The sequence below is a fragment of the Devosia sp. genome, assembly GCF_017307495.1.
Taxonomy (GTDB): Bacteria; Pseudomonadota; Alphaproteobacteria; order Rhizobiales; family Devosiaceae; genus Devosia_A.
Genome location: NZ_JAFKHE010000016.1, coordinates 166,376 through 186,342, shown reverse-complemented (window position 1 = coordinate 186,342; position 19,967 = coordinate 166,376). Strand labels below are relative to the sequence as shown.

The following is a 19,967-nucleotide window of genomic DNA, read 5'->3' as shown; positions in this document are numbered from 1 at the left end:
GAGAGCGCAATGCCCGCCCGGACGCCCGAGCTTCGCTTCAACACCCAGTTCGATGCCAGAACCGGAGAGCCCACGGGGGTCGCTCCCGGCATCGTGCGGGTCACGGCGCCCAATGCCGGTCCCTACACCTTCAGGGGGACGAACAGCTTCCTCGTCGGCAGCGCCCCGGTAGTCGTCGTCGATCCCGGTCCCGACGACAGCGGGCACCTGAAGGCGCTGCTCGACGCGATCGGCGGCCGCAGGGTCGCGGCGATCCTGCTCACCCACACCCACCTCGATCACTCCGCGCTCGTGCCGAGGCTGAAGGCCGCGCTGGGCGCCCCGGTCTGGTCGGGCGGCCGGCACCGGCTCAGCCGGCCGCAGCGCCTGTTCGAGATCAATCCCGTGGGTCGGGAAAGCGACTGGCGCCATGTGCCCGACCGTGTGCTGAAGCACGGCGAGCGGGTCGTGGTCGGCGACACTGCGCTCGAGGTTGTTGCGACGCCGGGCCACTGTGCCAACCACATCGCCATCGGCCTCGCCGGTACGCCATGGCTGCTCACCGGCGACCACATCATGGGCTGGAATTCGACGCTGGTCGCCGTGCCGGACGGCTCGATGGCCGACTATCTCGGCGCGCTCGAGCGGGTCATCGGGCTCGACTACTTGCACTACCTGCCGGCCCACGGTGGCGAGATCGCCAACGGTCCGGACCAGGCCCGGGCCCTTCTCGCGCATCGGCAGGCGCGGAACCGCCAGGTCGTGGCTGCGGTCGGGCAGGGCGCGCGCAGCATCGGCGACCTGCTGGCGAGGATCTATCCCGATCTCGCCCCGCCGCTGCGGGGGGCGGCCCGGATGACCCTGCGCGCCCACGTGGAATATCTCGCCGATCGTGGCCTGATCGGCGCGACGCACGGCGTCGCCGGCATGGTCGTGTTCCCCGCCAGCAACTGACGACGGGCTATTGGCCGGCGTCGCCCTCGTCGGGCGGAGCCGGAGGCGGCTCGGTCTCGCCGGCAGCCGGCGCCTGCGGTGCGTCGCGCAATGTCAGGGTGATCTTCTGGTCGAGCGCGAGCAGGAATTCCTCGATCCGGCGGCCGTTCTCGCCGAAATCGTGGAACCCTCCCAACGGCACCGAGCGCATGTCGATGGTCGAGCCCTGCGCCGTGCCGGCAACACGGATGGCCACCTCGTCGCGCCAGCCGAACAGGGTCATCGCGATGGCATTGATCTGGCCGGTATCGAGCGCGGTCGGCGGGGCCCGCTGGATGCGCACGTCCCAGCCTCGTTCGGAGACGAGGTTGTCCACGATGGTGAACATGTCGGTGGCATCGACGGGATAGGAACGCGTCCGCGCATTCGGAAAGGCCTCGGCAATCCTGTCGCGCAGGGCGGCGCTGGTCGGCGCCACGCTCACCCCTGAGGTCAGCGCCAGCGGTTCGGCGATGTCGGTGGTCACCTCGTTGGCCATCGGGTAGCGGACGGCCTGATAGCCCAGCCAGGCGAACGGCAGCAGGCAGGCGATCCCGAACAGCAGTCCCGACGCGGCGCGGCCCCAGCCCCGGTCGCCGGTGACCCACAGCCGGGCGAAGGCGCCCAGCGCGAGGAACACCGCCAATGCCGCAAGCCCCGCGGCCACGGCTTCCGTGACGACGAAATCGCCCGACGCGATCATCTGTTCGCGATGCAGGAATACCGGGACGATCGTCACCGGCAGCGCGAGACTGCCCAGGCGCCGGGCCCAGATCGCCCATTTCGAGGTGCGGATGAGGATGCGCATCGCCGCCGCTGGGAATGACAACCCGCTAGCCATAACCATGCCGCGCGGCAGGATGCAAAGGCCGGGCGCAGAAAGCTGTTAGGAGCCGCTGGCGCCCTGGGCCGAGCCGGCTCGCAGCATTGTCTCGACGGCCGGTTCCTCGTTCGGGCGGGCGGGCTGACGAAGCAACGATTGGCGTCTGCTACGGATAAAGCCGTTGCCGGCTCCACGCGCCGTCCGGCAGGGTACGGGTGAAGCGGACCCGGTCATGCAGCCGGTTGGCCCCATCCTTCCAGAACTCCATTGCCTGCGGCACGACCCGGAACCCCGACCAGTTGGTCGGGCGGTTGACCGGCTCGTCCTCGCCGAAGCTCTTCTGCAGGGTCTCGACCCGCTCGAGCAGGGTGTAGCGGTTGGCGAGCGGTCGCGACTGCTTGCTGGCGTGCGCGCCGATCTGGCTGACGCGGGCCCGGGTGGCAAAATAGGCGTCGGCTTCCTTGTCGGCGACGACTTCGACCGGCCCGCGCACCCGGATCTGCCGGCGCAGTGACTTCCAGTGCAGGACGAACGCAGCCCTCGGGTTGGCCAGCAGCTGGCGTGCCTTGTCGCTCTCGAAATTGGTGAAGAAGCAATAGCCGCGGGCGTCGCGGGCATTGAGCAGCACCATGCGCACGTCCGGCAGCCCGTCCGCGTCGACTGTCGCGAGCGCCATGGCATGCGGATCATTCGGCTCGCTCTGCTGGGCCAGGGCGAACCACTCCTCGAACAGGGAACCCGGATCGATCGGCGCCATGTCGGCATCGTCGAACAGGCGTTCGGAAAGCGTTGTGGCCGGCATGTCTACCCCCGTCTCGCGCCGATCTGGACAAGCATCGGGCGCGTCGCCATATAGGATGCGGCAGGGGGCGAAAGCAAATCCCAACCCGCGCCACGAAAAGGAACCCATGCGCGATCCCTATACCGTGCTCGGGGTGCCCAAGTCCGTCTCGGAGAAGGACCTGAAGGCAGCCTACCGCAAGCTCGCCAAGGCGCACCACCCCGACCAGAACCAGGACGACCCGAAGGCTCACGCGAAGTTCGCGGAGATCTCGTCCGCCTATGATTTTCTCTCCGACAAGGAGAAACGCGCCAGCTACGACCGCGGCGAAATCGACGCCGACGGCAACCCGCGCTTTGCCGGCTTCGGCCGCGGCGGCGCCGGCGGCCGCGCCGGCGCTGGTGGCTACTCGGCGAACCAGGGCGGCTTTTCCGCCGAGGACATCCTCAAGGAATTCATGTCCGGCTTTGGCGGCCAGCCGCGCGGCGGCGGCGGCCGGACCGGCGCCGGCGCCGGGCAGGGCTGGGACCCGTTCTCGGGCTCATCGGCCGGCGGTTTCCAGGGCCGTGCCCAGAGCTTTGGCGGCGAGGACATCAACGCCACTGCCACGGTGACGCTCGAGCAGGCGCATCAGGGCGGCAGCGTGCCCCTGCGCATGCCTTCGGGCAAGGTGCTCAACGTCAAGCTCCCCGACAAGGTCGAGGACGGCCAGCAGATCCGGCTCAAGGGCCAGGGCAGCCCGTCGCCGATGGGCGGACCGCCGGGCGACGCCATCGTCACGGTGAAGTTCGAGCGCCACAAGCAGTTCCGCCGCGACGGCCCCGATCTGCGCGTCGACGTGCCGATCACCCTCTACGAGGCGGTGCTGGGCGGCAAGGTGCGGGTGCCCACCCTCGACGGCTCGGCCGAGCTGAACCTGCCCGCCTCGGTCAACACCACCAAGGCGTTGCGCCTGAAGGGCAAGGGTCTGCACGGCGCCGGCGATCTCTATGTGACGCTCAAGATCGTGCTTCCCGAGAGCAGCGATCCCGACCTCGAGAGCCTGATGCGCTTCTGGCGCGACCAGAAGCCGTATAAGGTGCGGGACAACTAGGCCGCGGCGGTTTCCGCCGCGGACATGGCACGCTTCAGGGCCAGGAGACAGTCGGGATCGATCGCGGTCCCGGCATCGCCGTCCATGACGGCAAAGGCCTTCGAGACCGGCATGGCGGCGCGGTACGGCCGCTCGGCGGTCAGGGCATCGAAGATGTCGGCCGTGGTGACGATGCGCGAATCCAGGCCGATCTGCTCGTCCCGCAGGCCATGGGGATAGCCTCGGCCATCGAGCCGTTCGTGATGCGATAGGGCGATCTGCGCCAACTCGGCGAAGGCCCCGATTCGCGACAGGATGCGCTCGCCGATCACCGGATGCCGCCGCATCTGTTTCCACTCCTCGTCGTCGAGCTTGCCCGGCTTGTCGAGCACCTGGTTCGATACGCCGAGCTTGCCGATATCGTGCAGCAGGGCGGCGCGCCTCAGGCGACGGCGGCGTTCCGGTGGCAAGCCCAGTTGCTCGGCAATCAGGTCGGCAAACAGCGCCACCCGGTTCGAATGGCCGCTCGTATAAGGGCTTTTGGCATCGATGACGCGGGCAAAGGCGGCGGCGATGTCGTCGAGATAGTCCTCTCCGACTGCAATGGCCCGCTTCCGCGGTTCCAGCGCCACGACATGCGCGTCGATGTCAGGGGCGGCGAGGCCGGCCCAAAACGAAGGATCCGCAGAGACGCGTGCGAAGCACGCCACATAGGCCGGATCGAACCAGACGCCCGATCGGGCCGAGACCTCCGCCAGTGCCGCCTCCCGGCCACCGGTCATGAAGAACACGTCGACCACCTGCGCGAGCAGCGCGATCCTCGCCAGCGGCGAGATCGCTTCGCCGACCTTGCCCAGGGGGTGGCCGCGGCCGTTCCAATGCTCGTCGAGGTCGAGGATGGCGCCTGCCACCGCCTCGGAGAAATGCATCTGGCGCACGATCTCGGCACCGCGGGTGCAGCGCGTCTCGATCAGTTCGCTGACCACCTCGCCGCCATGCATGGCGATGTGCAGGATCGTCCGGAAGCGCTCGGCGAGGCCGGCCTTCATGCCGGTATGCGACAGCACGAAGCGCAGGATCTGCGGCAGTGCGTCATCCAACCGCTTGTGGTCGCGTTTGAAGTTCAGGTCGTCGGCGAGGTAGAGCTGGCAGATGCGCGCGGCGTTGGAGCTGCACCCGACATCCTTGAGCAGCAGGGCGTAGTAGAGATCGCCGAGCGTTGCTTCATCGAAGCCGAGGGCTCGTCCCAGGTGCATGCCTATCCAGCAGCAGCGTACGCCGTGTCCCGCCGGCTGGCCCTCGGTGATGTCCAGGGCATGGCTGAGCGCGCCGACGAGTTCGGCGAGTTCGACCCTTTCGCTGCTGGTTCCTGCGGTCATGGGGCGATTGAACGGCCGACGGCATTAAGACTTAGTGGACGGCCGGAGTTCGCGGCGCGGCCGCTCGCCTCAGCCGGTCGTTGATCGCCTCGCCCAGGCCGGTGTGGGGGATCGGCGCGACGGCGATGCGCGTGGCGCTCTCGTCCAGTTCATGCAGCATCGAGAAGAGGTTGCGAGCGGCTTCGCGCAGGTCGCCCTTGGGCGAGAGGTTGGCGCCGGCGCGGCCGGGGCCGAAACCGAGCCAGGTCTCGCCCGGCTCGGGGTACTCCGCGTCGAGCCGGAGCGTGGCGCTCGGGGCGTAATGGCTGGCCAGCATGCCGGGGGCGGCAATCCTGGCGTCGTGCGCGGCCTGTGCGATCGGGCGGCCGATCGCGGCCGCGATCTCCGCGCGCGGCAGGGCGCCGGCGCGCAGCTGGGTCACCGTCTCGCCCTCGACGGCGAGGATGGTGGATTCGACGCCGGACTGCGACGCTCCCCCGTCCAGCACCGGCACAAGCCCCTGAAATCCCTTCACCACCTGATCGGCGGTGGTGGGCGAGAGCTTGCCCGATCTGTTGGCCGAGGGGGCCGCGAGCGGGCGGTCGGCGGCGCGGATGAGCTCCCGCGCCAGCGGGTGGTCGGGAATGCGGATGCCAACCGTGTCGAGGCCGGCGGTGACGATGTCGGAAATGCCGGCATCCGGGCGCCGGGGCAGCACCAGGGTCAGCGGGCCGGGCCAGAACTGGGCCAGCTTGCGCGCCATCGGCGAGAACTCGACCAGGCGTTCGGCCATCGCGAGGTCGGCGACGTGCACGATCAGCGGATTGAAGCGGGGGCGGCCCTTGGCCTCGTAGATCTTGAGCACGGCGTCGGAGTTGGTCGCGTCGGCACCCAGCCCGTAGACCGTCTCGGTGGGGAAGGCGACAAGCTCCCCGGCCCGCAGCAGGGCTGCGAGTTCGGCGATATCTGAACGGTCATGAACGGCGCCTGTCGGCATGCTGGACGATATGAAACGGACTCTGGTGCCCGCCGTTTGACAACCGCAAGCCTTGAACGTCAAGCTTCGCGGGCAATCCGGCGGCCCCCTCAATGACCACACTGCTCGTCTCGCAGCGCAATTTCGAAAGCCATGTCACCCCGACCGGCCATCCGGAGCGTCCCGATCGGATCAGGGCGGTGGAGGACGCACTGTCCGCCGCGACGTTTGCCGGGCTGAAGCGGCTCGACGCCCCCTCGGGCGATCTCAGCCTCGCACAACTCGTGCACTCCGGGGATTATCTGCAGAACCTTGCCCGCATCCGGCCGGCCGAGGGCATCTCCAGGATCGACGAGGACACCTTCATCTCGTCCGGCTCGCTCGGTGCAGCCGCGACCGCCCTGGGCGCCGGACTGCTGGCGCTGGAGGAAGTGGCGCTGGGCGGGGTCCGCAATGCCTTCTGCGCCGTGCGTCCGCCCGGCCACCACGCCGAGCGGCACCGGCCGATGGGGTTCTGCCTCATCAACACCATTGCCATCGTGGCGCGCGAGGCGCAGCGCAAGTTCGGGGCCGAGCGTGTCGCGATTGTCGATTTCGACGTGCATCACGGCAATGGCACCGAGGACATCTTCCAGGATGACGAGACGGTGTTCTACGGCTCGAGCCACCAGATGCCGCTCTATCCGGGCACCGGTGCGCCGAGCTTTGTCGGCGTCGGCAACATCTGCAATGCGGCGCTGCCCGCCGGGTCGGGCACCGAGGCGATGCGTGCGGCCTATGACGACCGCATCCTCCCGGCGCTCGAGGCCTTCCGACCGGATTTCCTTCTCGTCTCGGCCGGGTTCGATGCCGACTATCGCGATCCGCTCGCCGGCCTCAACTGGAAGCCCGAGGACTTTGGCTGGCTCACCGGCCGGCTGATGGATGTTGCCAGCCGCGTGTGCGACGGCCGCATCGTCTCCATGCTCGAAGGCGGCTACGACCGCCAGGGGCTCGCCACCGGCGTTGCCGCGCATGTTGAAATGTTGATGGGGGCGGGCTAGCAACGGATCCTGTTCCGAGGAGCCGCGACATGGCCGATTCCCCAGCCGACGATATCAAGCAGATGAGCTTCGAGGCCGCCCTGCGCGAGCTCGAGACCATCGTCGGCAAGCTCGAGAGCGGGCAGGCGCCGCTCGCCGAGTCGATCGCCATCTACGAGCGTGGCGAGGCCCTGAAGGCGCATTGCGAGGCGCTGCTCAAGGCGGCCGAGATGCGCATCGAGAAGATCACCCTGCGCAGCGGCCAGCCGACCGGGACCGAACCGCTCGACCCGCAATAGCGGGCTTCAACAGCGCGTGACTGCGACATCGCCGCTCGCCCCGCACCGCTGCGGAGCGCTATAAGGCGGCGGACTCTCCGGACACAGGGACCATGGCCGACACGACCTCGCCCGCGCTTGCGCGCTTCCGCATCATCCTCTGGACGCTTGTCGTCGTCGCCGCCGTTGCCGCCACAGTGGTGTTCTTCACCCGGCAGGGCCCCAACGCCCCGCTCGGTGTGACCGGCAAGCCCTTTGCCCTCGAGTCGACCCAGGGCGGCACCTTCACCGAGGCGAGCCTCAAGGGCACCCCGAGCCTCGTCTTCTTCGGCTACACGCACTGCCCCGACGTCTGCCCGACCACGCTCGCCGAGTCGGCCGCATGGAAGGAACAACTGGGCCTCTCGCCCGAGCAGTTGCGCATCATCTTCGTCACCGTCGATCCTGCCCGCGACACCAGGAACGTGCTGGCCGACTACCTCAGTTCCTTCCCGGGCACGATCGGCCTCGTCGGCACCGACCAGCAGACGGCGGATGCCAAGGCCTCGTTCGGCGTGATGTCGGAAGCGACCGCTCCGGATGCGGATGGCTACTACCTCGTCAACCACACGGCGAGCGTCTTCCTGATCAACAGGGACGGCCGGTTCGAAGGCACCATCGCCTATGGCGAGTCCAAGGACACCGCGGTCGCCAAGATCAGGAAGCTCATCGCGTCGTGAGCGGGCGCCGCCGGCTCGACCAGGAACTGGAAGCCCGCGGCCTGCTCCCCAGCCGCGCCCGGGCCCGCGACGCCATCCTGCGTGGCACGGTGACGGTCAACGGCAGCGTCGCGGCCAAGCCCAACCAGCAGGTGGATGAAAGCGACGCCATCGCGCTCGACGATCCCGCGGCGCGATATGTGTCCCGCGCCGCGCTGAAGCTCGTCGCCGGCCTCGACGCGGGAAATATCGACCCCCGCGGCAAGACCTGCCTCGACCTCGGCTCGTCCACGGGAGGGTTCACCCAGGTGTTGCTCGAGCGCGGCGCAGTCCGGGTCCATGCCGTCGATGTCGGGCACGCGCAGCTGCACGAGAGCCTCAGGTGCGACCCCCGCGTCGTCTCGCTCGAAGGCGTCAACGGCCGCGACCTCGACCGCAACCTCATCCCGGACCCGATCGAGCTCATCGTCTCCGACGTCAGCTTCGTTTCGATCCTAAAGGTCATTGACCCGGCGCTGGCGCTGGCCGCGCCCGGCGCCGAGGCGGTCATACTGATCAAGCCGCAGTTCGAGGTGGGGCGCGATCACATCGGCAAGGGCGGCATCGTCACCGACGACACGGCGATTGCCGATGCGGTTGAGCGCGTGGTTTCTCACATGGCCACAGCGGGCTGGGCGCACCGCTTCTCGATCGCCTCACCGATCACCGGGGGCGACGGCAATCGCGAGATTGTCGCGGGGTTCAGCCGCGTTCAGTAGCCGATGCCACCCTCGCGCCCGGTCTGGCCGCGATGGCGCAGGAAATGGTCGGCCAGCACCAGGGCCATCATCGCCTCGCCGATGGGTACGGCGCGGATGCCGACGCAGGGGTCGTGCCGCCCCTTGGTGATGACCTCGGTGTCCTCGTTGGCGGTCGTCACCGTCTCGCGCGGCGTGATGATCGAGGAGGTGGGCTTGACCGCAAACCGCACCACGATCGGGTCGCCATTCGAAATACCGCCGAGGATGCCGCCGGCGTGGTTCGACTTGAAATAGGGGCCGGCATTGCCCGCCCGCATCTCGTCGGCATTCTCGGTGCCGGTCAGCGCGGCCGAGTTCATGCCCTCGCCGATCTCGACGCCCTTGACCGCGTTGATCGACATCATCGCGGAGGCGAGATCGGCGCTGAGCTTGCCGTAGATCGGCGCCCCCCAGCCCGGCGGCACGCCCTCGGCGACGACCTCGATGACCGCGCCGACCGAGTTGCCGTCCTTGCGGATGCTGTCGAGATAGTGCTCCCAACCCTGTGCGGCGATCGGATCGGCACAGAAGAAGGGGTTCTGGTCGACCTGGGCCCAGTCGAAGTTGGCGTAGTTGATCTTGTGCGGCCCGACCTGCACCAGGCTGGCGCGGATCGTCACGTGCGGGATCACCAGCCGTGCCACGGCGCCGGCGGCGACGCGCGCCGCCGTCTCGCGCGCCGAGGCGCGGCCAGAGCCCTTGTAGTCACGGATGCCGTATTTCTGGTGGTAGGTGAAATCGGCGTGGCCCGGCCGGTACTTGTCCTTGATCTCGGAATAGTCCTTGGAGCGCTGGTCGGTGTTCTCGATCAAGAGCGAGATCGGCGTGCCGGTGGTCTTGAGCTGGCCGTCGCGCTCGTCCTCGAACGTGCCCGAAAGGATGCGGACCTGGTCGTCTTCGCGCCGCTGCGTGGTGAAGCGCGACTGGCCGGGCTTGCGCCGATCGAGATCGCGCTGGATCGCCTCGGCCGAGATCGGGATGCCGGGCGGGCAGCCATCGACCACCACGCCAAGCGCCGGCCCGTGGCTTTCGCCCCAGGTGGTGAAACGGAAGAGATGACCGAAGGTGTTGAACGACATGGAGTGCGCCCCGCAGGTTGTGGGCGTTCTAGGGGCTGGAGGGGGAAAAGGTCAATCGAGCCAGTTCTCGACACGCAGTCCGGGGACGCGCGAGAACTCGCCCACGTTTGCGGTGACCAAGGTGAGATCGAGCGAAAGGGCGTGGGCGGCGATGAGCAGGTCGACCGGCCCGATTGGCTTCCCGGCCGACACCAGCTCATGCCGAATGCGTGCGTACTCACGGTCCGCCGGCGGCTCCAGAGGCAGGACGGAAAGGCGCCTGAGAACGACGTCGACCATTTCGGGAAGCCGCGACGATAGGGATTTCGCGGCTCCATACCGCAGTTCAGCCGCCACCAACACGCTGGTACACACACGATCGACGCCGCGCGCGTCGATCGTGCGACTGGCCCTGCCATAGGGATCGCGGACAACGTTCGATACGATGTTGGTGTCCAGCATGAACCGGAACAGGCTCACAGCGACACGTCGCGTTGCAGAGGAAGTTCGTCGTCGGAAATGTCGGGGAACTGGTCTTCCGGACCGAGTGGCGGCTGCTTTCGAAGCCAATCGAGCCAGTTCTCCTTTGGATGGACGGGCGAGATGATCAGCTGTTCTCCCCGCCTCTCGACGATGACCTCATCACCCTCGGGCTCGAACTCGACTGGAATACGCAACGCCTTGTTGCGGCCATTGCGAAACAGACTGACTTTGCGTGCTTCAGACATCGCCGCCTCCATGGCATATGCCTATACATATGCCAATTGCGGCACGGCTTCAATCGTCCCAGCTGTGCCCGGCCGGGTAGACCACGCTCTTGCCGTCGATGAAGTGGACGACCGAGTCCTGCGGCGGAAACCAGTTCACCGCCCGCTCGGCCGGAAAATCCTCGATCAGGCGGCGCAGGATGCGCAGGATTCCGCCATGCGCGACGATGATCGCGGGGCCGTCGAGCTTGTCGGCGGCAAAGGCCTGCACGCGCTGCGCCACGTCCTGGTAGCTTTCGCCTGAGGGCGGGCGGAAGAACCAGAAGTCGGCGTCCCGCTCACCGGCGATGGCCATTTCGGACGAGCTGAGTTCGGTATGGAGCCGGCCTTCGTAGACGCCGAAGGACACCTCGACCAGACGCTGGTCGAACCCGACCTCGGGCAGCGGCACGTCGAAGCCGGCGCGCACCCGCTCCATGGTCTCGCGCGTACGGCCGAGGGGCGAGGCGTGCCAGGTGAAGTCGGATGGCTTGCGGCCGGCGCGCTTGAGGATCTGCACCAGCAGGCGACCATTGAGGTCGGCCTGGCCGCGGCCGATATCGTTGAGGGGAATGTCCTTGCTCCCCTGGTACCTGCCCTCGGCGTTCCAGTCGGTCTCGCCGTGGCGGATGAAATAGAGCTCAGGCCAGTTCAGGGACATGCTTGGTCTCGAAAAACGGAAAGGGCCGCCTCACGGCAGCCCCTTTGTGGATCAGACGGCTGCGTCGGCTTCGTCGTCGACATGCATGCCGATGATGTTGAAGCCGCAGTCCACGTACTGGATCTGGCCGGTGACGCCGGAGCTCAGGTCGCTGAGCAGGTAGAGCGCGGCCGAGCCGACTTCCTCCTGCGTGACGTTGCGCTTCAGCGGTGCGGCCTTCTCCTGGTAGTGCAGCATGGTCCGGAGGCCCGAAATGCCCGAGGCGGCGAGGGTCTTGATGGCGCCGGCCGAGATGGCGTTGACGCGGATGTTCTGCGGGCCGAGGTCGTGCGCAAGGTAGCGCACCGAGGCCTCGAGCGCGGCCTTGGCGACGCCCATGACGTTGTAGTTCGGCACGTACTTTTCGGCGCCGTAATAGGTCAGCGTGAGCAGCGAACCACCCGGGTTCAGCATCGCCTCGGCGCGCTTGGCGACGGCGGTGAAGGAGTAGACCGAGATGTTCATGGTCAGCGCGAAATTGTCGGCGCTGGTGTTGATGTAGCGGCCCTCGAGCTCGTCCTTGTTGGAAAAGCCGATGGCGTGGACGAGGAAGTCCATCGTCCCCCACTTGTCCTTGAGCACGCGGAAGGTCTCGTCCATCGCGGCGTCGCTCGACACGTCGCATTCGACCAGCGTGGTGACGCCGATCTCGGCGGCGAGCGGCTCGACGCGCTTCTTCAGCGCTTCGCCCTGGTAGGAGAAAGCGATCTCGGCGCCCTGGTCGGCGAGGGCCTTGGCAATGCCCCAGGCGATCGAGCGGTTGTTCGCCACGCCCATGATCAGGCCCTTCTTGCCGGCCATCAGCCCCTGCGCCATCGTCGTGCTCCGTATTGGATGTGTCGTTGGCGCCGCTTGTCGCATAGGGCAATGGACCGGGCAAGTTCAGCCTTGCGCCCGTGCCGCCTGCGGCTATTGTCCGGCCATGACGCTCGCCCCCCCCGCCATCATCTCCGGTCTCACGGCCCTGCTGGGGGAGGCCGGCGTGATCGCCGACGCCATGGCGATGACCAGCTACCTCACCGAGCCGCGCAAGCGCTTCAAGACTCCCGCAGTCGCGGTGGCGCTGCCGGCCGATGTCCCCGCGCTGCAGGCGCTTTGCCGCTGGGCCAATGACCATCGCGTGCCGCTGATCCCGCAGAGCGGCAATACCGGCCTCGTCGGCGGCCAGGTGCCGCTCGCCGGCAATGAGGTGATCGTCAACGTCTCCCGCCTCGACAGGGTGCGCGACGTCAACGCCGCGGCCGGGCACATGACGCTCGAGGCCGGCGTGATCCTCGAGGAGGCGCACAGGGCGGCGGAAGCGGCCGGCGCGCTGTTCCCGCTCTGGATCGCTTCGCAGGGCTCGGCGCGTATCGGCGGCGTGCTGAGCTCCAATGCCGGCGGCGTGCAGGTGCTGGCCTTCGGCAATGCGCGCGAGCTGACGCTGGGGGTCGAGGCCGTGCTGGCCGACGGCCGGCTCTACCGGGGGCTCAATGCGCTGAAGAAGGACAATACCGGCTACGATTTGAAGGACCTGCTGGTTGGAGCCGAGGGCACGTTGGGTTTCATCACCGCCGCGACGGTGAAGCTCTTCCCCATCCCCGAGGCCCAGGAGACGGCGCTGATCAACGTGCCGGATCCGGGCGTGGCGCTGCAGCTCTTCTACCTGCTGCGCGAGCGGACCGGATCGCGGCTGACGGCGTTCGAGCTGATGAACCGCTTCGGCGTCGACCTGCAGCTCAAATACGGCCTGCTGTCGCGCGATCCGACGGCGTCGCTGTCGCCCTGGTATGTGCTGGCCGAGGTCAACCGCATGAAGGGCAGCGCACCCGGCGCGCTGCAGGCGGCGCTCGAGGAGGCGCTCGGTTCGGGGCTCGTCACCGATGCCGTGGTCGCCGAATCCGAGGCCGATCGCACCCTGATGTGGGCGGCGCGCGAGCAGATGAGCGAGGTGCAATCGAGGGAAGGCGCCTCGATCAAGCACGATGTCTCGGTGCCGATCGGCGTCGTGCCGGCCTTGATCGCCGAGGGCACCGCGGCGGTCGAGAAGGTGATCCCCGGCGTGCGGCCCTGTCCGTTCGGGCACATGGGCGACGGCAATATCCACTTCAACCTGAGCCAGCCGGTGGGCGCCGATCCCAAGGCGTTCATGGCGCGGGAGAAGGACGCCAATGCGGCGATCTACGAGGTGGTGCTGCGGCTGGGCGGCTCGGTCTCGGCCGAGCATGGCATCGGGCAGCTGAAGCGCGAGCTGCTCAAACAGGTGAAGGATCCCGTCGCGCTCGAGATGATGCGCGCCATCAAGGCCGCGCTCGATCCCAACGGCATCCTCAACCCCGGCAAGGTACTCTAGGGAGCCTTGTTGACGCGGCGCGTCATCTGCCCCATCTGGGCGCCATGCTGCTCGATATCGGATTTCTCGACGACGCCACCCGGCCCAGGCCGATCAGGCTCGAAGGCCTGACCGAGGCGCAACGCGCCCCCGGACTGCACCTGAAGGAAGTGCACGACCACCTGCGCGGCAACATGCTGACGCTGGGCCGGTTGATCGAGCGCGCCGCAGCGGGCGGTCAGAATGCCGCGGCGCTGACCGCCGAAGCCGCCAACCTGGCGATGGTCGCGAACTACCGTCGCTTCGGCGTGCTGTGCGGCGAGCACTGCCAGATCGTCAACATGCATCACTCGATCGAGGACGCGGCGATCTTCCCGGCCATCGCGGCGCAGGGGCCGGGCTTCAAGGCCATCGCCGACCGGCTCAGGGCAGAGCATGTCGTCGTGCATCAGCTGCTTGAACGGCTGATCGACGCGCTTGGCGAACTGGCGGACGAGCCGGGCGCGCAGAAGTTCGCGGCGACGCTCGAAATCTACCGCGCGCTGGAGCGCGTGCTCCTCAGCCACCTCGGCTACGAGGAAGAGGCGATCGGCGACGCCTTGGGGGCCTTCGACATCTTCTAGAACAAGTCGAGCTGGCCGCCACCGCCGACCACCTTCCTGGGCTTCACCGGCTTGACCTCCTCGGCCGCCAGCTTCGCTTCGGTCAGCGGCCGGATCAGCTCCGGGCCGTCGGCATCGGTGCGGCCCACGGCCTTGCCGACGGGGTGATACTTCAGCGAGCCGGGCGGCAGCGGCAGGGCGAGCTGCGTCGCTGCCCTGGTGTCGATCTCGCGGGTGTTGAGCCACAGGTCGACGGCCTCGCCCTGCAGCATCGCGGGCATGCGATCGTAGATCGAGCTGATCTCGAGGTTCGGCTCGACCGTGACGATGCAGGCCGTGTCGACCTCCTCGCCGTCGGGGCCGGACCAGGTCGAGTAGAGGCCGGCGAACACCATCGGCGAGTCGTCGGCCATGGTGATGTAGTAGGGCTGGCGCACCCCGTCCTTGCCCTTCATCCACTCGTAGTAGCCCGAGGCCGGCACGATGCAGCGCGCGTTGCGCACGGCATCGCGGAACGACGGCTTCTCCGCCATCGTCTCGGCGCGGGCGTTGATCAGCAGCGAGAATGCGCGCGGATCCTTCACCCAGCCGGGCACGAATCCCCAGCGCACCAGCTGAATGGTGCGCCGGCCCGACTGCTCCCAGATCACCGCGATCGGCTGGGTCGGGGCGATGTTGTAGCGCGGCGGGAAATCGATCTGGTTGAGCAGGTTGAACAGCTCGACCATCATTTCCGGCGGCAGCGTTGCGGCGTAGCGTCCGCACATGGCGCGTTCTCCGTTTCGCCTCTAGTTAGGGCCTTGCCGCCGGATCGGCAAACCCCGAACATCGCGACATGCCCGACTCGCGCCGCCCGCCCAACGCCGCTTCCGTCGCCCTGATCGACCGCGACAGGGTTCTGCTCATCCAGCGGGCGCGGAAGCCGTATTTTGGCATGTGGAGCCTGCCCGGAGGGCGGCTGGAGCCGGGTGAGACCGCCGAGCAGGCGGCCGAACGGGAGATCCTGGAAGAGGTCGGCCTGCGTGTCTGGCGCCTGCATCCGATCCGGCGCATGCTGATGGGCGAGGGCAACTTCGTGCTGCAGGTCTTCGCGACCGAGGCCTTCGAGGGCGAGATCCTGGTCGCCGCCGACGAGATCACGGCCTATCGCTGGGTGCGGCTCGACGAGATCGGCCTGATGCCCACCACGCCCGACCTGGGGGAAGTGGTGGCCGGCGCCTTCCGCGTCTTCGATCGCAGTTGAGGGCGCCGGGCCTTTCCCATAAGGATGCCGCATGCGCCTGCGCCCGCTCGCCTTCGCCCTGCTGATCACCTGCCTCGCGGCGGGACCGGTGCGCGCCGTGGATCCGCCGTACCAGGCGGACATGGAGCGGCTGAGCGAGATTCTCGGTAGCCTCTATTTCCTCGGCCCGCTCTGCCGCCCCGAGCTCGGCACCGACTGGCGCGCGCAGATGGCCGACCTCATCAATCTCGATGAACCAGACGACGACCGTCGCCAGCGGCTGACCGGCGCGTTCAATGCGGGCTACGAAGCCTATGCCCGGCTCTACCGGGTCTGCACCACCTCCGCCGACGAGGCCATGACCCGGCTCCTCGTCGAGGCGGAAAAGACCGCGCGCGACATCCACGCCCGCTATGCCGAGTAGGCGGTCATGCGTCCGGCAAGGCGTTAAGAATAATTGAAGAGTGCAAATTAACCTTTTGGCGACGAGTGGGGCGCGCAACCGCCCCGGCGCGTGCTACCGCCTATGCTCATGAAACTCACCAAGACCCTCAGGGCCCGGGCCAGCCTCGAGCCGATGGCGGATGCCGACCGCGAAGAGCGGCAGGTGGCGCTCGAATATGTCGCCGGGGCCTGGAACGACGCCGAGGATGACGGCGTCGCCACGCTGGCGCTCGCCCATGCCTCGCTGTTCGCCGCCATCACCTCGCTGGTCGACCACCACGGCGAGACGGCGGTGGCCGAACTGATTGCGAGCCTGCCCGAACGCATCCAGTCGGGCGACTACACGCTGGGGCGGTCGCTGCAGTAATTGCCGGATGCCGGCGCCTCCCGCCCCCCTGAGGGGAGGGACCGAGGGAGGGGGTAGTCCGGCGATCGCCGATGGACCCCCACCCCTCCCCTCAAAGGGGGAGGGGAGTCGAGTCCCTACAGCGCCTCCAGGAACCGCATCGGTTGTCCCACGGCCGGCGTCACCAGTTCGCCCTGCCACATCACCGTGTTGCCGCGCACGATCGTGCCGACCGGCCAGCCGGTGACCGATACGCCGTGGTAGGGCGTCCAGCCGGCGCGGCTCTTCACCCATTCATCGGTAATGGTTTCGGTGCGCTTCAGGTCGACGATCGTCAGGTCGGCGTCGTAGCCCACCGCGATGCGCCCCTTCCCGGCAATGCCGAACAGCCGGTTCGGGCCGTGGCTGGTCATGTCGACGAAGCGCTCGAGGCTCATGCGGCCGGCATTCACGTGGTCGAGCATGATCGGCACCAGCGTCTGCACCCCGGTCATGCCCGAATGGCTGGCGGGGTAGGCGTGGTCCTTCTCCTCGCGCGTATGCGGCGCGTGGTCCGAGCCGAGGATGTCGGCGACGCCGTTGTGGACGCCGGCCCAGATGCCCTCGCGATGCGCCTTGTCGCGCACCGGCGGGTTCATCTGCGCGTAGGTGCCGAGGCGGGTGTAGGCCGTCTCGTCTAGCGTCAGGTGGTGCGGCGTGACCTCGACGCTGGCCACGTCCTTGTGCGCGGCGAGGAACACCATCTCGTCGGCGGTCGAGATGTGCAGCACGTGGATGCGCTTGCCGGTCTTTCGCGCCAGCGACACCAGCCGGCGGGTGGAGCGCAGCGCCGTCTCCGGATCGCGCCAGACCGGGTGCGAGCTCGGCTCGCCCGGCACGCGCAGGTGCTTGCGGTCCTCGAGCCGGTACTCGTCCTCCGAGTGAAAGGCGGCGCGGCGCGAGATGGCGGAAAGAATTGCCTCGACGCCGCTGTCGTCGGGCACGAGCAGCGAGCCGGTCGAGGAGCCCATGAACACCTTGACGCCGGCGCAGCCCGGCAGGCGCTCCAGATCGGGCAGGTCGGCGACATTGTCATGCGTGCCGCCGACATAGAAGGCGAAGTCGCAGTGCATGCGGCGCGTGCCGAGCCGGATCTTTTCTTCGAAGCGCTCGCGCGTCGTCGTCAGCGGATTGGTGTTGGGCATCTCGAACACGCCGGTGACGCCGCCCATCACCGCCGACAGCGACCCGGACTCGAGGTCTTCCTTGTGCGTCAGCCCGGGCTCGCGGAAATGCACCTGCGTGTCGATGACCCCGGGCAGGATGTGCAGCCCGGTGCAGTCGATCGTCTCGCCGGCGCTGCTCGCCGCGAGCGAGCCGAGCGCGACGACGCGGCCATCGTTCACCGCGATGTCGGCCTGGTGCACGCCGTCCTGGTTCACCACGGTGCCGTTCTTGAAGATCGTCTGATACTGCGCCATGTCTGGTGCTCCCGGTCCCGTGCGTTCGGCCGGGTGTAGCGGAAACCCACCCATGCCCACAATCCTCCGACCGTCCCGTGCCGCCTTCCGCTTTTCCGGCCCGGAGGCGCAGAAGCTGCTGTTCGACGTGGTTACGGGGCGCCTGCTGGCCGAACCGGGGCCGGCCGTATGGTGGGCGCTGCTGTCGCCCCAGGGCAAGGTGCAGGCCGAAGGGCTGAGCGGCTGGGCCGACGGAGCCTTCTGGCTCGATGTCGACCACTCGGTCGCCGAAGCCTTCCTCAGGAAGATGAAGCTCTACCGGTTGCGCGCCAAGGTCGAGATCGACGACCTCAGGCAGACGCACTCGGTGGGCTGGACCTTCGATGGCTGGACCGAAGGGGTCGGCCACGCCGATCCGCGCGGGCTCGGGGAGCGCGTCATCGCCGAGAACGCCGCAACCGCAGGCTGGCTGCCGCCCGACGATGCGTTTGCCCGCCACCGCATCGCGGCCGGCGTGCCGGAGCAGGGGGCCGACTTCGGCGTCGACGAGGTGTTCGCCCACGATATCGGCCTCGACCTTCTCGACGGCATCGACTTCGTCAAGGGCTGCTACATCGGCCAGGAAGTCGTCTCCCGCATGAAGCATCGCGGCACCGCCCGCCGCCGCCCGGTGATCGTCTCGGGCATCGATGCACCGGCGGGCACGCCGGTGGTTGCCGGGAGCCGGGAAGCCGGGACGATCGGCGAGGTGGTCGACGGCCGGGCCGTGGCGATCATCAGGCTCGACCGCATCACTGACCCATCTTCGGTCACCGTCGCCGGAAAGCCGGTGACGCTGGAACTGCCGCCCTACGCGACCTACCAGTTTGGGGAAGTGGGCGCGGAGGAGTAACCCCTCATCCGGCGCTGCGCGCCACCTTCTCCCCGACGGGGAGAAGAATGCCGAAGCATCGACGATCACCTCTGTCCCTCTCCCCGTCGGGGAGAGGGTAGACCGGCGGAGCCGGGACGGGTGAGGGGTCGGGGCACGATTTCGCCGATCCAAATTGGCGAATCACCCGCGTTCCCACTACGTTCCCTTCCTTCTCGATGACGGAGCGGACAATGGCGCGAGGCAAGGAGCGGGCGTGGCAGCGCATGCTGTCGGGCAGGCGGCTCGACATCCTCGATCCGTCGCCGCTCGACGTGGAACTGAGCGACATCGCCCACGGCCTCGCCCGGGTGGCGCGCTGGAACGGCCAGACCACGGGCGACTATCCGTTCACCGTCGCCCAGCACTCGATCCTCGTGCTCGAGCTGTTCCGGGCCGTCAATCGCGACGCCGACGTGCGGGCGCAGCTCTATGCCGTCCTGCACGATGCGCCCGAATACGTGATGGGCGACATCATCTCGCCCTTCAAGGCGGCCATGGGCGGCAACTACAAGGACGTCGAGAACCGGCTGCTCGGCGCGGTCTACCTCCGCTTCTCGCTGCCGGCCGTCCCGGCGGCGGCCGTGCAGAAGCAGATCAAGCGGGCCGACCGGGAAGCCGCCTATCTCGAGGCAACCCACCTCTCCGGCTTTGCCCCCGAGGAGGCGCGGAAGTTCTTTGGCGAACCCAGTTTCCCGGTGTTCGAGTTCGAGCCGTTCGAGAAGCTGATCCGGCCCTGGCCGACGCGCGAGGCCTATGACCGCTTCGTCGAGGCTGTCGAGCAGCTGAGCGCCGCCCTGTAGCGCTCCGGCATGGTTAAATTAACCCTAACGCGTGTTTCATTTTGACACGCTTTTTGCCCGCGTGGTTGATCTCTGGTTAACGAGAACGGTTAACCGGAGGTAAATCGTGGAGACGTCGCGCGCGCTCATGCTCGGAGGCCTGATCGGTCTCGGAGCCGTTTGCCTCACCGCCCTTCCTGAATTGCTGCCGGCAGCCGTCGCCGACGACCAGCCGATGCGCACGCTGCTGCATTCGGCCAGCCAGCTCGTCGCGACCCCGATCGACCCCGACAAGCTGCTCAAGTGGGACTTCAAGATGGAGCCAGGGGTGTCCATCAAGCCGATCAAGGAATCCTCAATCCGGAAGATCGGCTACGGCCATGTGACCGTCGTCGACGTGATGGAGACCGACAGCGGCGTCTATTCGACCGATGGCCTCGCCAGCGCCAACATCCAGTACCCCGGCATCATCAAGGAGCCCAAGGCCGATGCCGCGCCGGCCCCGATGTTGTGGCTGTGGTCGGACGGTCGCTGGGCCAGCGCCATTGCCTTCTCGGCCAGTTCCTTTGTCGCCGTCACCCCGTTCAAGGGCGGCAAGCTGGTCGTCACCGACGGCGGCTCGTGCGTCGTGCGCGAGAACGCGCTGTACTGCTAGGCGCGACCAGAGTC

25 protein-coding genes are annotated in these 19,967 nt (G+C 67.9%); 14 read left to right on the top strand and 11 right to left on the bottom strand.

The features are described 5' to 3' along the window. Positions 1–9 precede the first annotated feature (9 nt). Complete coding sequence (locus J0I99_RS08855) at positions 10–933, top strand: MBL fold metallo-hydrolase (protein WP_291397135.1); 924 nt, start codon at positions 10–12, stop codon at positions 931–933. A gap of 7 nt (positions 934–940) precedes the next feature. On the opposite strand, the gene J0I99_RS08850 is transcribed toward J0I99_RS08855, so the two are convergent. Together J0I99_RS08850 and pdxH are read right to left on the bottom strand one after the other, a co-directional pair. Beyond that, positions 941–1,759: a DUF1499 domain-containing protein gene (locus tag J0I99_RS08850; protein ID WP_291392748.1), complete on the bottom strand. Its 819-nt coding sequence runs from the start codon at positions 1,757–1,759 to the stop codon at positions 941–943. A 181-nt stretch (positions 1,760–1,940) separates the two neighbouring features. Further along, entirely contained in the window at positions 1,941–2,576 is a 636-nt protein-coding gene (gene pdxH / locus J0I99_RS08845) for a pyridoxamine 5'-phosphate oxidase (protein ID WP_291392747.1), read from the bottom strand. A 106-nt stretch (positions 2,577–2,682) separates the two neighbouring features. On the opposite strand from pdxH, the gene J0I99_RS08840 reads away from it, so the two are divergent. Further along, a complete protein-coding gene (locus J0I99_RS08840; RefSeq protein WP_291397134.1) occupies positions 2,683–3,648 on the top strand; it encodes a DnaJ C-terminal domain-containing protein in 966 nt (321 codons plus the stop codon). Here the strand turns inward: J0I99_RS08840 and J0I99_RS08835 are convergent. After that, complete coding sequence (locus J0I99_RS08835) at positions 3,645–5,006, bottom strand: HD-GYP domain-containing protein (RefSeq protein WP_291397133.1); 1,362 nt, start codon at positions 5,004–5,006, stop codon at positions 3,645–3,647. The genes J0I99_RS08840 and J0I99_RS08835 overlap by 4 nt on opposite strands. A 31-nt stretch (positions 5,007–5,037) precedes the next feature. Next, positions 5,038–5,982: an L-threonylcarbamoyladenylate synthase gene (locus J0I99_RS08830; RefSeq protein WP_291397132.1), complete on the bottom strand. Its 945-nt coding sequence runs from the start codon at positions 5,980–5,982 to the stop codon at positions 5,038–5,040. Positions 5,983–6,074: 92 nt separating this feature from the next. Here J0I99_RS08830 and J0I99_RS08825 point away from each other — a divergent pair, with 92 nt between their 5' ends. The 4 genes from J0I99_RS08825 to J0I99_RS08810 all read left to right on the top strand — a co-directional run bounded on the left by J0I99_RS08825 (position 6,075) and on the right by J0I99_RS08810 (position 8,717). Next, on the top strand, positions 6,075–7,004 hold the full coding sequence (locus J0I99_RS08825) for a histone deacetylase family protein (protein ID WP_291397131.1): 930 nt from the start codon (positions 6,075–6,077) through the stop codon (positions 7,002–7,004). A 29-nt stretch (positions 7,005–7,033) separates the two neighbouring features. Next, a complete protein-coding gene (locus J0I99_RS08820; RefSeq protein WP_291392739.1) occupies positions 7,034–7,282 on the top strand; it encodes an exodeoxyribonuclease VII small subunit in 249 nt (82 codons plus the stop codon). Between the two features lie 92 nt (positions 7,283–7,374). Beyond that, positions 7,375–7,980: an SCO family protein gene (locus J0I99_RS08815; RefSeq protein ID WP_291397130.1), complete on the top strand. Its 606-nt coding sequence runs from the start codon at positions 7,375–7,377 to the stop codon at positions 7,978–7,980. Further along, entirely contained in the window at positions 7,977–8,717 is a 741-nt protein-coding gene (locus tag J0I99_RS08810) for a TlyA family RNA methyltransferase (protein ID WP_291397129.1), read from the top strand. Before J0I99_RS08815 ends, J0I99_RS08810 begins: the two co-directional genes overlap by 4 nt. Here J0I99_RS08810 and aroC read toward each other — a convergent pair. The 5 genes from aroC to J0I99_RS08785 are packed head-to-tail and all read right to left on the bottom strand — an operon-like array spanning position 8,711 to position 12,058. After that, entirely contained in the window at positions 8,711–9,817 is a 1,107-nt protein-coding gene (gene aroC, locus J0I99_RS08805) for a chorismate synthase (protein WP_291392733.1), read from the bottom strand. The genes J0I99_RS08810 and aroC overlap by 7 nt on opposite strands. Before the next feature lie 51 nt (positions 9,818–9,868). Further along, positions 9,869–10,270: a type II toxin-antitoxin system VapC family toxin gene (locus tag J0I99_RS08800; RefSeq protein ID WP_291397234.1), complete on the bottom strand. Its 402-nt coding sequence runs from the start codon at positions 10,268–10,270 to the stop codon at positions 9,869–9,871. 2 nt (positions 10,271–10,272) lie between these two features. Continuing rightward, on the bottom strand, positions 10,273–10,524 hold the full coding sequence (locus tag J0I99_RS08795; protein ID WP_291397128.1) for an AbrB/MazE/SpoVT family DNA-binding domain-containing protein: 252 nt from the start codon (positions 10,522–10,524) through the stop codon (positions 10,273–10,275). A gap of 49 nt (positions 10,525–10,573) precedes the next feature. Further along, positions 10,574–11,203 carry a histidine phosphatase family protein gene (locus tag J0I99_RS08790; RefSeq protein WP_291397127.1) on the bottom strand — a complete coding sequence of 210 codons (630 nt, stop codon included), beginning with the start codon at positions 11,201–11,203 and terminating at the stop codon, positions 10,574–10,576. Positions 11,204–11,254: 51 nt separating this feature from the next. Then, complete coding sequence (locus tag J0I99_RS08785) at positions 11,255–12,058, bottom strand: SDR family oxidoreductase (RefSeq protein ID WP_291397126.1); 804 nt, start codon at positions 12,056–12,058, stop codon at positions 11,255–11,257. A gap of 106 nt (positions 12,059–12,164) precedes the next feature. On the opposite strand from J0I99_RS08785, the gene J0I99_RS08780 reads away from it, so the two are divergent. Continuing rightward, positions 12,165–13,574 (top strand): FAD-binding oxidoreductase, encoded by a 1,410-nt coding sequence (locus tag J0I99_RS08780; RefSeq protein ID WP_291397125.1) that lies wholly within the window; start codon positions 12,165–12,167, stop codon positions 13,572–13,574. 44 nt (positions 13,575–13,618) lie between these two features. Next, the gene (locus J0I99_RS08775; RefSeq protein ID WP_291397124.1) at positions 13,619–14,176 is read left to right on the top strand and encodes a hemerythrin domain-containing protein; all 558 of its coding nucleotides are present in this window, start codon (positions 13,619–13,621) and stop codon (positions 14,174–14,176) included. On the opposite strand, the gene J0I99_RS08770 is transcribed toward J0I99_RS08775, so the two are convergent. Continuing rightward, the gene (locus J0I99_RS08770) at positions 14,173–14,922 is read right to left on the bottom strand and encodes an SOS response-associated peptidase (RefSeq protein WP_291397123.1); all 750 of its coding nucleotides are present in this window, start codon (positions 14,920–14,922) and stop codon (positions 14,173–14,175) included. The genes J0I99_RS08775 and J0I99_RS08770 overlap by 4 nt on opposite strands. Positions 14,923–14,990: 68 nt before the next feature. Between J0I99_RS08770 and J0I99_RS08765 the strand changes: the two genes are divergently transcribed. The 3 genes from J0I99_RS08765 to J0I99_RS08755 all read left to right on the top strand — a co-directional run bounded on the left by J0I99_RS08765 (position 14,991) and on the right by J0I99_RS08755 (position 16,188). Next, complete coding sequence (locus tag J0I99_RS08765) at positions 14,991–15,398, top strand: NUDIX domain-containing protein (RefSeq protein WP_291397122.1); 408 nt, start codon at positions 14,991–14,993, stop codon at positions 15,396–15,398. Positions 15,399–15,429: 31 nt separating this feature from the next. Next, on the top strand, positions 15,430–15,801 hold the full coding sequence (locus J0I99_RS08760; protein ID WP_291392714.1) for a TIGR02301 family protein: 372 nt from the start codon (positions 15,430–15,432) through the stop codon (positions 15,799–15,801). Between the two features lie 108 nt (positions 15,802–15,909). Then, positions 15,910–16,188 carry a hypothetical protein gene (locus J0I99_RS08755; protein ID WP_291392713.1) on the top strand — a complete coding sequence of 93 codons (279 nt, stop codon included), beginning with the start codon at positions 15,910–15,912 and terminating at the stop codon, positions 16,186–16,188. Between the two features lie 116 nt (positions 16,189–16,304). On the opposite strand, the gene J0I99_RS08750 is transcribed toward J0I99_RS08755, so the two are convergent. Then, positions 16,305–17,627: a dihydroorotase gene (locus tag J0I99_RS08750; protein WP_291397121.1), complete on the bottom strand. Its 1,323-nt coding sequence runs from the start codon at positions 17,625–17,627 to the stop codon at positions 16,305–16,307. Positions 17,628–17,679: 52 nt separating this feature from the next. On the opposite strand from J0I99_RS08750, the gene J0I99_RS08745 reads away from it, so the two are divergent. The 3 genes from J0I99_RS08745 to J0I99_RS08735 all read left to right on the top strand — a co-directional run bounded on the left by J0I99_RS08745 (position 17,680) and on the right by J0I99_RS08735 (position 19,953). Further along, a complete protein-coding gene (locus tag J0I99_RS08745; RefSeq protein WP_291397120.1) occupies positions 17,680–18,498 on the top strand; it encodes a folate-binding protein in 819 nt (272 codons plus the stop codon). A gap of 212 nt (positions 18,499–18,710) precedes the next feature. Beyond that, a complete protein-coding gene (locus J0I99_RS08740; RefSeq protein ID WP_291397119.1) occupies positions 18,711–19,319 on the top strand; it encodes an HD family hydrolase in 609 nt (202 codons plus the stop codon). 106 nt (positions 19,320–19,425) lie between these two features. Continuing rightward, the gene (locus J0I99_RS08735; RefSeq protein ID WP_291397118.1) at positions 19,426–19,953 is read left to right on the top strand and encodes a hypothetical protein; all 528 of its coding nucleotides are present in this window, start codon (positions 19,426–19,428) and stop codon (positions 19,951–19,953) included. Positions 19,954–19,967 lie beyond the last annotated feature (14 nt).